Source organism: Mesorhizobium sp. M0227 (assembly GCF_040321855.1).
GTDB lineage: Bacteria > Pseudomonadota > Alphaproteobacteria > Rhizobiales > Rhizobiaceae > Mesorhizobium.
This window is the reverse complement of the sequence record NZ_JAMYSJ010000003.1, coordinates 220,827-234,087: the sequence shown is the minus strand read 5'-3', so window position 1 is coordinate 234,087 and position 13,261 is coordinate 220,827. Positions and strand designations below refer to the sequence as shown.

Below are 13,261 nucleotides of genomic sequence, written 5' to 3'. Positions count from 1 at the left end.
CTTCGACGTCACTGACGCGTGTATTGCCTGTGCAAGGGGAACACAAACGAAAGGAGGTCGCCGTGAACGACACATCCGGAAGACGTGATTTTCTGAAATTGGGAATGGCGGGACTGGCCGCGGCCGGCGTCGTGGGTGCGGCGGTAACCGTCGATGCCCAAAAGGCCGCTGCCCAGGCAGCACCCGACAGCCTGCTGCGCACCGTGCTCGATCGCGGCAAGCTGATCGTCGGCACCGGCAGCACCAATGCGCCGTGGCACTTCGAGAACGATGCCGGCGAACTCGTCGGCATGGACATCACCATGGGGCGCATTCTTGCCAAGGGCCTTTTCGACGATCCGACCAAGGTCGAGTTCGTGATGCAGGATCCGGCACAGCGCATCCCCAACGTCACCACCAACAAGGTCGACATCACCATTCAGTTCATGACGATGAGCGCCCAGCGCTCGCAGCTGGTCAATTTTTCCCGGCCTTACTACGTCGAGGGCGTCGCCCTGCTGAGCCTTCCGACCGCCGAGAACAAGACCTTCGACAAGCTGCTTGCCGGCGGCTCGGCGACACGCGTCTCCATCCTGCAGAATGTCGATGCCGAGGCGCAGGTGCATTCGGTGCTGCCCGAGTGCCAGGTCATGCAGATCGATACCCAGGCCAACGTGCTGCAGGCACTGGAATCGAAACGCGTCGACGCCGCTGCCGTCGATCTGTCCACGGTGCGCTGGCTCGCCTCGCGCAATCCGGACAGATATTTCGACGCCGGCAAGAGCTGGCTGAGCATGCTTTATGGCGCGGCACTCCGGCAAGGCGACCTTGACTGGCTGACCTTCGTCAACGCGACCTTCACCATCGCCATGTTCGGCCACGAAAACGCACTCTACGATGCCGCCTTCAAGGACTATTTCGGACAGGAGCCGCCGGCGCGCCATCCCGGCTTCCCAGCCATCTGACCTGCCGGGCGGAAGGGCGTATCCAGCGCCCTTCCACCTCCCTAGAGCAATTCCAGGAAAAGTGTGAAACGGTTTTCCGTCCGGAATTGCGTCAAAACAAGGAGTTAGAGCGGGTCGCCGTTTCCGTGAAACGGTGAACTGCTCTAACCCTGCGGCACTGAGGCGGACGCATGGGCTATGCCCTTAATTTCAACCTGATCTGGCGGCACTTCGACAAGCTGTGGGGCGGACTGCTGCTCAGTCTCGAGCTCGCCGTCATATCGATCGCCATCGGCACCGTCATCGGCCTGGTTCTGGCGGTCTGGTACGTGTCTGCCGGACGCATCGTGCGCACCATCATCGCCGCCTACGTCGAATTCATCCGCAACGTGCCGCTGATCCTGCTCGTCTACCTCGTCTTCTACGGCCTGCCGACAGTGGTCGACATCGCCTACAGCGCGCCGACCTCGTTCGTCGTCACGCTGTCGCTCTATAGCGGCGCCTATCTGGTCGAGGTGTTTCGCTCCGGGCTCGAAGCCGTTCCGCGCGGACAGCTGGACGCCGGCAAGGCAATCGGCCTGACGCCCTGGCAAAGGCTGCTCAACGTGCGCCTGCCGACCATGCTGCGCATCACCTTGCCGGCATTGTCCAACACCTTCATATCGCTGTTCAAGGACACCTCCGTCGCCTCGGTCATTTCGGTGCCGGAGCTGACCTATGGCGCCCAGTGGATCAACTTCAACACCTTCCGCATCGTCGAGGTCTATCTCGTGGTCACGGCGATGTATCTGGTGACCGGCTACATTTTGCTTTTTGCGCTTCGGCTTGTCGAGCGCCGGTTCAGGGCGGCGCGCTGACATGCTGACCCAGATCGCCTATGCCTTGCCTTTCCTCGCCCAGGGCTTTGCGCTGACACTGTGGGTATCCCTGCTGGTCGTGGTGTTTTCGCTGATTGCCGGCGTGATCATGGGCGTCGGTCTGGTCTATGGCCCGGTGCCGTTGCAATGGGCCGTGCGCATCTTCAGCGACACCATCCGCGGCATCCCGATCCTGGTGCTCATCTTCTTTGTCTATTACGGACTGCCGGCCGTCGGGCTTCATCTGCCGTCGTTCTGGGCCGCCGTGCTGGCGCTGACCCTGTTCAAGACAGCCCAGGTCGTCGAATATTTCAGAGGTGCTGTCGGCTCCATTCCGAAAGGGCAGTCCGAGGCGGCGATGGCGATCGGACTCACCTTTCGCCAGCGGCTCGCCTACGTCATTTTCCCACAGGCGTTCAGGCGCTTCCTGCCGCCCTGGATCAACGGCGTCACCGATGCGGTCAAGGGCAGCGCGCTGGTATCGCTGCTCGGCATCACCGACCTGATGCAGGCCATCAACCAGGTCATCGGCCGCACCTACGAGGCCATGCCGCTCTATATTCTCGGCGCGCTCATCTACTTCGCGGTCAACTATGCCCTTTCGCTCGCCAGCCGGCGGCTCGAGCGGCGTTTCTCCTTCATCCGGGAATAGCAATGTCCACAAGTCCGAAAAACACCCCGGCCCTTCTCGACGTCCTGGACGTTTCCAAAGCCTTTGGGACCGTCCAGGTCCTGCGTTCGGTCAGCCTGCAGGTGGCGAAGGGGGAGGTGGTGACGGTCATCGGCCCCTCCGGCAGCGGCAAAACCACGCTGCTGCGTTGCGTCAACTTTCTCGAAAGCTATGACAGTGGTTCGATTCGCATCGACGGCAAGGAGGTCGGCTTTCGCGAAGCCGGAACCCGCCAGCGTCGCAGCGAACGCGATCTCGCCGCGATGCGCGCCGAGACCGGCATGGTGTTCCAGAGCTTCAACCTCTTTCCGCACCTGACAGCCGCCGGCAACATCATGCTTGGCCTCACCAAGGTGCGCGGCAAGAGCAACGCCGAAGCGCGCACCATCGCCGAACACTGGCTCGGCCGGGTCGGTCTAGCCCACAGGGCCGACAGCCTGCCCGCCGAACTGTCCGGCGGCCAGCAGCAGCGCGTCGGCATTGCCCGCGCCGTGGCCATGGGGCCGAAGATCCTGCTTCTCGACGAGATAACATCCGCGCTCGACCCGGAACTGGTCGGCGAGGTGCTTGAGGTCGTGCGCAGCCTGGCCGAGGACGGCATGACGATGGTGATGGTCACGCACGAAATGGCCTTTGCCCGAGATGCCTCGAGCCGCATCATCTTCATGGCCGATGGCGGCGTCAGCGCGGCGGGTCCACCCGCCGAAATCCTGGCAGCCGACACCGACAATGAGCGCCTGCGCACCTTCCTGGCACGCTTCCGCGCCTCGCATTTCTAGAACGGGACAGCGAACGCTGTCGTAAGGAGCCTTCTTTCATGACGCCTTATATCCGGCTCGCCGCGTTGGGCCTGACGCTGCCCGAGCCGCCGACCCCGATCGCCAACTTCGTCACCCATGCCGAAAGCGGCCGGCTGATCTTCCTGTCCGGCCAGGGACCGCTGCGCACCGATGGCAAACTGTTCACCGGCAAGGTAGGAGACGATGTCACCGTCGAGCAGGCTTATGGCCATGCCCGCCTCACCGGCCTCAATCTGCTTGCCGTCATGCACGCAGCCACCGGCGACCTTGGCCGGATCGTGCGCGTCGTCAAGCTGCTCGGCTTCGTCAACGCCATACCGACCTTCAGCGACCACCCGAAAGTGGTCAATGGCTGTTCCGACCTGTTTGCCGATGTGTTCGACAATATCGGCGGCCATGCCCGCTCGGCGATCGGCGTCGGCTCCTTGCCTGGAAACATCACCGTTGAAATCGAGGCGGTTGTCGAGATCGCCGCCTGACCTTTAGAAGAATGGAATCCGAGAGATGAAAACCACTTCCACCGACGGCTCCAACACCACCATCCGCGAACGGCTCGGCCTTCGCCCGATCATCAATGTCTCCGGCACGATGACCGCGCTCGGCGCGTCGATCATTGTCCCCGAAGCGATCAGCGCCATGGCGGAAATGGCCTCGCAATGGGTGGAAATGGATGACCTGCAACGCGCCGCAAGCACGATCGTCGCGCGCCTGACCGGCGGCGAAACCGGTTTCATCACTGCCTGCTGCGCCAGCGGCATCACCATGGCGATCGCCGGTGCGATGACGGGGACCAATCTGCTCGCCATCGAGCGGCTGCCTGATAACACGGAAGGTCTCAAGTCGGAGGTCATCGTCCAGCTCGGCCACATCGTCAACTATGGTGCGCCGATCGACCAGTCGGTCCGGCTGGCGGGCGCCAGGGTCGTGCCGGCCGGCACGGTCAGCGTGACGCAGGACTATCATGTGCGCGACGCGATCAACGACCGCACGGCGGCGGGCCTCTATGTCGTTGCGCACCACACCGTGCAGTATGGCATGCTGTCGCTGGAGGAATTCTGCGAGATCTGCCACGCCAGGGGTGTCCCGGTGATCGTGGATGCGGCTTCAGAGTATGATCTGCGCGACTTCCTCGCGCGCGGCGCCGACATTGTCATCTACAGCGGCCACAAATTCCTGAGCGGGCCGACCAGCGGCATCGTCACCGGCCGCAAGGATCTGGTTCGCGCCGCTTATCTGCAGAACCGCGGCGTCGCCCGCGCCATGAAGGTCGGCAAGGAAAGCATCGCCGGCACCATGGCCGCACTGGAAGCCTGGGAAAAGCGCGACCATGCCGGCATCCGCCGCCGCGAAGACGCCGCGCTCAACCTGTGGAAGGACACGTTGCACGGGCTGCCGGGCGTCATCGCGCAGATCATCCCGGATCCGACCGCCAACCCTCTGGATCGGCTTCAGATTTTTGTACTGCCCGAAAGCCGGTTCACGGCGGCCGGTCTCACCTCGGCATTGGCGACGGGCTCGCCGCCGATTATCGTGCGCAACCACGAGGTGGAGCGCGGCCATTTCTTCCTCGACCCCTGCAATCTTCATCCCGGCGAGGCCGAGATCGTCGCCGAACGGCTGCGCGCCATATTGACCGCCAAGGACCGCCCGGCCGATGCGATGAAAGTCGCCCGCAAGGATTCGTCCGGCGTCTTACGCTGGCCAGATTGAACACCCGGCGAATCGCTACCTGAAATGCGTCGGCCGTAACCGGCACGCGCCATCATGCGCCTCCTGCCCTGACGGGCTCTCCAGGGCACCGACCAGGAAACTGCCGGCTCCCTCTGCGCGCCTTGGCGGTTCCAGCTTGGCGGCTGCTTCACAACTTTTCAACAATAACTTTACAAATATCTATATTTATGTGAAGTCATGACGATGAAGGATCGCTCATGACAGCCAACCGTTTCGCCACGCGCCTGAATTCCTTTGCCTCGCGACCGCAGGCCGAGTGGCCCGATCTTACCGGCAAGCCGTCGCTGCTGCAGATGGCGGCGCGCGCCGCCAAGGTCGAGGGGCTTACCGATCTCGACCTCAACTTTCCTGACCACGTCGGTGAAAAGCCCACGGAAATCACCCTGAAACTGGGCGATCTCGGGCTTTCCATCAATGGCTTTGCCATGCGCTACTACTCCAACCCCGCCTTCAAGCTCGGCGCCTTCACCAATCCGGATCCGGCGGTGCGCCGCGAGGCCATCGACCTGACCAAGGCCGGCATCGATGCCGTGCGTGAGGCCGGCGCCAGCCTGATGACGCTGTGGCTCGGCCAAGATGGCTTCGACTACGCCTTCCAGGCCGACTATTCAACGCTTTGGCAACACGAAATTGATGGGATTCGTGAAGTTGCGACACATGATCCCGACTGTCAGATCAGTCTTGAATACAAACCGAACGAACCACGCTCTTACAGCCTGATGCCGGATGCGGCGACGACCTTGCTGGCGATCCGCGATGTGGGCCTGCCCAATCTCGGCGTCACGCTCGATTTCGCTCATGTGCTCTACGCCGACGAACAGCCGGCCTTTGCCGCGGCCCTGGTGGCGCGTCACAGCAAGCTGCTCGGCGTGCACCTGAACGACGGCTACGCCAAGCGCGACGACGGCCTGATGGTCGGCGCGGTGCACACGCTGCAGACCATCGAGCTGCTCAGGCAGATTCGCCGCGACGGTTACGCCGGCGCCATCTATTTCGACACGTTCCCCGATATGACCGGGCTCGATCCGGTGCGCGAGTGCGAAGTCAACATCGCCACCGTCAAGCGCATGCTGCGCGTCGTCGACCGGCTGGAGCAGGACAATCGCCTGTCCGCCGCCATGGACAGCCAGGACGCCGTGACGTCGCAGGCCATCATCCAGGAAATCATGCTCGGGCCGGATAGCTGAGGCATCCGCGCCATCGCCGTTTTCAACCAGGGAGGAATACAATGAAACTTCTGCTTGCCACCGCTACTGCCGCACTGATGGTTCTCTCGATCGACTCTGCCTTTGCCGCCGACCTCGCGCCGCTCAATTCCGACACGGAAAAGGACCGCATCGACTGGTCGCAGGTCGAGGCCAAGTTCGGCGCGTTCCCCAAGCTGCCCGAAGGCACCAAGGCAGGCGCGGTCTCCAAGACGCTGACCAATGAATACTGGCGCTCGCTGGGCGAGGGCTACACGGCATTCGGCGCCAAGGTCGGCGTTCCCGTCGTCTATCAGGCAGCGCAGAGCGAGGGCGACCAGCTCGGCCAGCTCACCATCGCCGAAGGCCTGGTGACGCAGGGCTACAACGTGCTGCTCGTCTCGCCGCAGACGGATGCCAATCTGCAGCCGATCATGGAGCAGGCCAAGGCCGCCAACGTGCCGGTGGTCAACGTCAATGACGCCGTTATCCCGCAGGCCGAGCATTATGTCGGCAATGTCCAACGCGACAATGGCGTGCGCGTCGCCAAATGGTTCATCAAGAATCGTCCGAATGGCGGCAAGGTCGCCATCGTCGAAGGCCAGGCCGGCGTCTATGCCGCCGTGCAGCGCACCGACGGCTTCAAGTCGACCATCACCGAGGGGGGCAATTTCGAGGTTGTCGCCAGCGTTCCCGGCAACTGGGACCGCCAAGCCTCCTATGACGCGGCCACCAACATCCTACAGCAGCACCCCGACCTGATCGGCTTCTATGCCAACAATGACGGCATGGCGCTGGGCATCGTCGAGGCTGTCAAGGCCGCCGGCCTGCAGGACAAGGTTGCGGTCTTCGGCACCGACGGCATTTCCGACGCCTATGCCTCGATCCGCGCCGGCGAACTGACCGGCACGGTCGACAGTTTCCCGGTGCTGACTGGCGAAGTGGCGTTGGAAACAGCTCTGCGTCTCGTCGCGGGACAGAAGCTGCCGCGCGTTGTCGCCACGCCGCAGGCGCTGATCACCAAGGACAATGCCGACCGCTATTCCGGCACCGGCGCGCGCAAGGCCCTGCTCGAGGACGCGGCAGCGGGCCAATAAGGCTATCGGCGGGTGCCGGCCAGAGCGATTCGCTTCTGTCCGGCACCGTTGCCCGGAGATAGAACCCGATGTCACCCCGGCTGCAATTCAAGGGCATTTCCAAGCTGTTTCCGGCCGTACGGGCGCTCCACGAGGTGTCACTCTCGGTCGGGGCCGGTGAAATCCACGGCCTGCTCGGCGAAAACGGCGCCGGCAAGTCGACGCTGCTGCGCGTCCTGTCTGGCGTCTACAGGCCGACAGCGGGAAGCATCCTCATCGACGGCAAGCCGGTTACACTCGCCAACCCGGTCGCCGCACGCGCTGCGGGCGTCGCCATGATCCATCAGGAATTGCAGCAGGTACCGCGCCTCAGCGTCGCCCAGAACATGTTCCTCGGCCATCCGCTGACGCGCGGCGGTATCTTCGTCGCCCGGCGCGAGCAAGAGCGCCGTGCTGCGGATGCTCTTGCGGCCATTGATCCCTCCATCGATCCGGCGGCACCCCTTGGTACCCTGAAGGTGGCGCAGCGGCAGATCGTCGAGATCGCTCGCGCGCTGCTCGATCGCGCCCGCATCGTCGCCATGGACGAGCCGACATCGAGCCTGACGCCGAGCGAATTCGAACGGCTCGCCGAAGTCATTACAGGTTTGGCGCGCGATGGCGTCGCCGTCGTCTATGTCTCGCACAAGCTGGATGAGGTGTTCGGCATCTGCCGGCGCGCCACCATCATGCGCGATGGCGTCGTCGTCGATTCCGTCGATCTGAAAGACCTGTCGGAGAAAGCGGTCGTGGCGATGATGGTCGGCCGCGAACTGGCGCAGGAACACCATAATTCCCATGCCACGAACAAGGTCATGCTGAGCGCGCGTGGCCTCTCTTCGGCGACGAAGGTGCGCAACGTGTCGTTCAATCTGCATTGCGGCGAGGTGCTGGGCATTGCCGGCCTGGTCGGTTCCGGCCGCACTGAACTTTTGCGGCTCTTGGCCGGCGCCGATCGCGCCACGGCCGGGACGATTGCAATCGACGGCAAGGCGGCGCGCTTCGCCAGCCCGCGCGATGCGATTGCCGCCGGCGTCGGACTGGTGCCGGAGGAGCGCAAACGCGAAGGCATCGTGCCGCTGCGCTCGATCACCTGCAATATGGCGCTCGCCTCGATGGCCGTGTTCGCGCCGCGCGGTCTCATCGATCACGCCAGGTTGAAACACGTGGCCGTCGAGAAGATGAGCCGTGTCAACCTGCGGCCGTTTCTGCTCGACCGGCCGATTCGCCTGTTCAGCGGCGGCAACCAGCAGAAGGCGATCATCAGCCGCTGGCTGGCGGCGGGAACCCGCATCCTCTTGTTCGACGAACCGACGCGCGGCATCGATGTCGGCGCCAAGGCGGAGATCTATCATCTGATCGAGGAACTCGCCGCCGAGGGCCATGCCGTGATCGTCGTCTCCTCCGAGCTCCCCGAAGTGATCCGGCTTGCCGACCGCGTGCTGGTCATGCGCGACGGCACGATCGCGGCCGAACTCCACAGAGACGATATCAGCGAACAGGCGATCGCGGCGCACGCCATCCCGCAAACGCAAACGCCGGCCGCGTAACAGGCAAGGCAGAGGTGACGGATATGTCGGATACCACTCTGGTGCGGCCACGCGCCGAATTCCTGCGCGGCGTTTCCATGCGCGACGCCGGCACGCTGATCGGCCTTGTCGTGATCCTGGCAGTATTCGGCGCGCTGGTGCCTGGCTTCTTCGCCGAGCGCAACCTGATCAACATCCTGCAGCAGTCGAGCATCAATGCCTGTCTGGCGCTGGGCATGACGCTGGTCATCATCTCCGGTGGCATCGACCTGTCGGTCGGGCCGACGGCGGCACTCTCGGCCGTCATCTCGGCCTCTATGATGGTCGCCGGCGTGCCGTTTCCGCTGGCCATCGCCGCCGGCTTCGCCATTGGCCTTGCCTGCGGCCTCGTCAACGGCGTGCTCGTCGCCTATGTCGGGCTGCAGCCCTTCATCGTCACATTGGGGACGCTCAGCACCTACCGGGCGCTGGCACTGATCTACACCGGCGGCAATCCGGTTCTGGGCCTGCCCGCGGGGTTCCGCGCCATCTTCAACGGATCGCTGTTTGGACTGCCTCTGGCGGTCGTCATCGTCGCCTGCGTGGCTGTCGTCGCCTGGGTCGTTTTGAAGAAGACGCCCTTCGGCGAATATCTGCTTGCCGTCGGCGGCAACGAGGAGGCGGCCTACATCGCCGGCGTGCCGATTGCCCGCACCAAGATCGCCGCCTACATGATCTCGGGCCTGCTGGCGGCGCTTGCCGCGCAGATCCTGATCGGCCGGCTCGGCGCCGCCGAGCCCATCCTCGGCAATCTCTGGGAACTCGACGCCATCGCGGCTGCCGCCATCGGCGGCGCCTCGCTGATGGGCGGCAAGGGCAGCATCGTCGGCACCATCCTGGGCGCTATCATCCTCGGCGCCATGCGCAACGGTTTGACGCTGATGAACGTCCAGTCCTTCTATCAGCTTCTGGCAACTGGTCTTATAATCCTCGCCGCGATGCTTATCGATCGCGTGACGAGGGGGCGTGGATGACCTTGAGCGGGCTGGACCTGAAAGCGGTAGGACCGCGCATCCGCATGATGATGCCGCATCTCACCCCGTTGGAGGCGAAGGTGGTGGAAACCGTCTTCGGCCGGCGCGGCTTCGATGAGAGCATTCCGCTGAAGCAGATCGCCGAAGAGTCCGGCGTGTCCGAGGCGATGGTGGTCAAGATCGCCAAGAAGCTCGGCTTTTCCGGCTATCGCGACTTCCGCACCGCCGTCTATGAATACAGTCGCCTGCCGACCGCCGAGATGCACCAGGAACTGTCGTCCGACGACAGTTCGGCCGAGATCGTGCAGAAGGTGTTCCGCACCTCCATCCAGGCGCTGGAGGAAACGCTGGCAATCCTCGACATCGAGGATTTCGACCGCGCCGCCGAGCTGCTCTTCCGTGCCAAGAACCGGGATTTCTATGGCGTCGGCGGCTCGGCGCAGATCGCCCGCGATGTCTCGCACAAGTTTCTGCGCATCGGCATCCGCGCATCGGTCTATGACGATTCGCATATGATGCTGATGTCGGCCTCGCTGCTCGGCGGCGACGACATCGCCGTCGGCTTCTCGCATTCGGGCAACACGTCGGCCGTCATCGACGCCATCCAGCTGGCCCGCAAGAACGGTGCCCGCACGCTGGCCATCACCAACTACGACAACTCGCCGCTGGCTGCGGTCGCCGACATCGTGCTTTGCTCGACCGCGCAAGGGTCGCCGCTGATGGGCGAGAACGCAGCGGCGCGCATTGCCCAACTCAACATCCTCGACGCGCTGTTCGTGGCGGTGGCGCAGCGCGACTATCAGGCGGCTGAGCGCAATCTCGGCCGCACCATGTCGGCGGTGACATCGAAACGAAAAGACCGGGGCTCATGACGACAACGCCGCTGGTCACCGTGTTCGGCAGCTTGCATTATGACATCATGGTCGACGCGCCCGATCGCCCGCGCAAGGGCGAGACGGTGACCGGCCATGCATGGCATCCGAAATGCGGCGGCAAGGGCGGCAACCAGGCTGTCTCGGCGGCGCGGGCCGGTGTGCGCGCGGCGATGATCGGCGCCGTCGGCGGCGATGATTTCGGGCGGGCGTTGCTGGCCAATCTCGATCGCGCCAAGGTCGACCACCGCTTCGTGCGGGTGGCCGCTGGCGCCGGCTCCGGCATGAGCGTGGCGATCTTCGACGCGGGCGGCGACTATGGCGCGGTGATCGTCTCAGGCAGCAATCTGACACTGGGCCATGCCGACATTGCCTCAGCTTCCGATGTGATGGCCCAAACGGCAGTGCTTTTGTTACAGAACGAAGTGCCGGAAGCCGGCAACATTGCCGCCGCACGCGCCGTCAAAGCACAGGGCGGCCGCGTCGTGCTCAACGCGGCCCCCGCGCGCAAACTCTCCGACGAGTTGATCGCCCTGGTCGACATATTGGTGGTCAACGCAATCGAGGCGGAATTCCTGGCTGGCACAGCAGTGGTCGAGACGCAGGACGGGGCCGCGCAAGCCGCACGATTGCTGGCCGATCTTTATCCGGTGGCGATTGTCACGGCGGGCGGCGAGGGCGTCGCCTCCTGCGACCAGACCGGCGAGGCCTTTGCGCTGCTGGCCGTCCCGGTCAAGGTCGCCAGCACGCATGGCGCCGGCGATGAATTCGTTGGCGCGCTGGCCGCGGGACTTGCCCGTGGGCAGACCATGCGGGCGGCCATCACCGCCGCCAACGCGGCTTCGGCCTTGCTTGTCTCTACGTCGGAGGCCGAGCGCAACGGCATCTGATGGCCTGATTCAACTTTGCCAAAGAGCCGCGGCGGCCGCCTATCCTTGCGGCTTGGCGCGAATTCCGCTAAGGCGCGCCTTTGTCGCCGGGGAACACGGACTTGGACGATCAACGCGCCGACGTCGCCATCATCATGGGCAGCCAGTCCGACTGGGCGACGATGCGCCATGCCGCCGAAACGCTGGAAGCACTCGGCATCCCGCACAAGCGGCTGATCATCTCCGCGCATCGCACGCCGGACCGGCTCTATGATTTCGCCAAGGGCGCCAAGGCGGCCGGATACAAGGTGATCATCGCCGGCGCCGGCGGTGCGGCGCACCTGCCCGGCATGACGGCGGCGATGACGCCGCTGCCGGTGTTCGGTGTGCCGGTGGAATCGAAAGCGCTTTCCGGGCAGGATTCGCTGCTGTCCATTGTCCAGATGCCGGCCGGCATTCCGGTGGGAACGCTAGCCATCGGCAAGGCCGGCGCCGCCAACGCAGCCCTTCTGGCCGCTGCCGTGCTGGCGCTGAACGATGACAGCCTTGCCGTCCGTCTGGACGCCTGGCGCGCCGCGCAGACCGCCAAGGTCGCTGCCGAACCGACGGATACGCCGTGAGCCTGCCCACCGGATCGACCATCGGTATCATTGGTGGCGGCCAACTCGGCCGCATGCTGGCTGTTGCCGCCGCCCGCCTCGGCTACCGCACCGTGGTGCTGGAGCCGCAAGCGGATTGCCCCGCGGCACAGGTCGCCAACCGGCAAATAACAGCTGCCTATGACGACCCGGCCGCCCTTGCCGAACTGACAGCGTCGAGTTCCGTCATCACCTACGAGTTCGAGAACGTCCCGGTCGCGGCGGCCAGCGCGCTGGCGGCCAAGGTTCCGGTCTATCCGCCGGCGCGTGCGCTGGAAGTGGCGCAGGACCGGGTGGACGAAAAAACATTCCTCAACGGCATCGGCATTGCCACCGCCGATTTCCACGCCGTCGACAATGATGACGAGCTGACGGCGGCGCTGAAAGCGTTCGACGGCAGCGGCATCCTGAAGACGCGGCGCATGGGCTATGACGGCAAGGGCCAGCGCGTCTTCAGCAACATGGAAGCAGGCGGTTTTGCCGGCACCTGCGAGACGATGGGCAATGTGCCGCTGATCCTGGAGGCCTTCGTGCCGTTCGAGCGCGAGATCTCGGTGATCGCGGCGCGTGGGCTGGACGGTGCGGTCGTCGCCTACGATCCGGCCGAGAATGTCCACCGCAATGGCATTCTCCATACGTCGACCTTGCCGGCCGGCGTAAGGCCCGAAAGCGCGACAGCAGCCCGAATGGCGGCATCGACGATATTGTCGGCGCTGAACTATGTCGGTGTCATCGGCGTCGAGTTCTTCGTGCTGGCGGACGGCTCGCTGCTGGCCAACGAGATCGCGCCGCGCGTGCACAATTCCGGCCATTGGACGGAAGCCGCCTGTATCGTTTCGCAGTTCGAGCAGCATATCCGCGCCATCGCCGGCCTGCCGCTCGGCAGCCCGGACCGCCACTCCGACTGCGTGATGGAGAACCTGATCGGCGACGATGTGCTGCGCGTCCCTGAGCTTCTCGCCGAGCCCGATCTGATGCTGCATCTCTACGGCAAGGCCGAAGCGCGGCCCGGCCGCAAGATGGGCCATTTCACTCGGATCAGCCGTCGCGCCTCATAAGG

The 13,261-nt window shown here is 64.3% G+C and carries 14 protein-coding genes; all 14 read left to right on the top strand.

Annotated elements, in window-relative coordinates:
* Positions 1-62 precede the first annotated feature (62 nt).
* On the top strand, positions 63-944 hold the full coding sequence (locus tag NKJ00_RS06735; protein WP_352629234.1) for a transporter substrate-binding protein: 882 nt from the start codon (positions 63-65) through the stop codon (positions 942-944).
* Positions 945-1,114: 170 nt separating this feature from the next.
* Positions 1,115-1,780: an amino acid ABC transporter permease gene (locus NKJ00_RS06730; protein WP_023810937.1), complete on the top strand. Its 666-nt coding sequence runs from the start codon at positions 1,115-1,117 to the stop codon at positions 1,778-1,780.
* 1 nt (position 1,781) lies between these two features.
* Complete coding sequence (locus tag NKJ00_RS06725) at positions 1,782-2,432, top strand: amino acid ABC transporter permease (protein ID WP_023810936.1); 651 nt, start codon at positions 1,782-1,784, stop codon at positions 2,430-2,432.
* Between the two features lie 2 nt (positions 2,433-2,434).
* Positions 2,435-3,229 carry an amino acid ABC transporter ATP-binding protein gene (locus tag NKJ00_RS06720; protein ID WP_352629232.1) on the top strand — a complete coding sequence of 265 codons (795 nt, stop codon included), beginning with the start codon at positions 2,435-2,437 and terminating at the stop codon, positions 3,227-3,229.
* A gap of 38 nt (positions 3,230-3,267) precedes the next feature.
* Positions 3,268-3,729 (top strand): RidA family protein, encoded by a 462-nt coding sequence (locus NKJ00_RS06715; RefSeq protein WP_128305969.1) that lies wholly within the window; start codon positions 3,268-3,270, stop codon positions 3,727-3,729.
* Between the two features lie 25 nt (positions 3,730-3,754).
* A complete protein-coding gene (locus NKJ00_RS06710) occupies positions 3,755-4,960 on the top strand; it encodes an aminotransferase class V-fold PLP-dependent enzyme (protein ID WP_128305970.1) in 1,206 nt (401 codons plus the stop codon).
* Positions 4,961-5,178: 218 nt separating this feature from the next.
* Positions 5,179-6,168, top strand: a complete 990-nt coding sequence (locus NKJ00_RS06705; RefSeq protein WP_352442014.1) for a TIM barrel protein — start codon at positions 5,179-5,181, stop codon at positions 6,166-6,168.
* A gap of 41 nt (positions 6,169-6,209) precedes the next feature.
* A complete protein-coding gene (locus tag NKJ00_RS06700) occupies positions 6,210-7,262 on the top strand; it encodes a sugar ABC transporter substrate-binding protein (protein WP_352629229.1) in 1,053 nt (350 codons plus the stop codon).
* 68 nt (positions 7,263-7,330) lie between these two features.
* Positions 7,331-8,830 carry a sugar ABC transporter ATP-binding protein gene (locus tag NKJ00_RS06695; RefSeq protein ID WP_128305973.1) on the top strand — a complete coding sequence of 500 codons (1,500 nt, stop codon included), beginning with the start codon at positions 7,331-7,333 and terminating at the stop codon, positions 8,828-8,830.
* Between the two features lie 23 nt (positions 8,831-8,853).
* Positions 8,854-9,822 carry an ABC transporter permease gene (locus NKJ00_RS06690; RefSeq protein WP_128305974.1) on the top strand — a complete coding sequence of 323 codons (969 nt, stop codon included), beginning with the start codon at positions 8,854-8,856 and terminating at the stop codon, positions 9,820-9,822.
* Positions 9,819-10,694, top strand: coding sequence for a MurR/RpiR family transcriptional regulator (locus NKJ00_RS06685; RefSeq protein WP_013529211.1), 876 nt, complete (start codon positions 9,819-9,821; stop codon positions 10,692-10,694). The genes NKJ00_RS06690 and NKJ00_RS06685 overlap by 4 nt, the downstream gene beginning before the upstream one ends.
* Positions 10,691-11,584 (top strand): ribokinase, encoded by an 894-nt coding sequence (locus NKJ00_RS06680; protein ID WP_352629226.1) that lies wholly within the window; start codon positions 10,691-10,693, stop codon positions 11,582-11,584. Before NKJ00_RS06685 ends, NKJ00_RS06680 begins: the two co-directional genes overlap by 4 nt.
* Positions 11,585-11,685: 101 nt before the next feature.
* Entirely contained in the window at positions 11,686-12,183 is a 498-nt protein-coding gene (gene purE / locus NKJ00_RS06675) for a 5-(carboxyamino)imidazole ribonucleotide mutase (RefSeq protein ID WP_023810926.1), read from the top strand.
* Entirely contained in the window at positions 12,180-13,259 is a 1,080-nt protein-coding gene (locus NKJ00_RS06670) for a 5-(carboxyamino)imidazole ribonucleotide synthase (protein WP_352629224.1), read from the top strand. The genes purE and NKJ00_RS06670 overlap by 4 nt, the downstream gene beginning before the upstream one ends.
* Positions 13,260-13,261 lie beyond the last annotated feature (2 nt).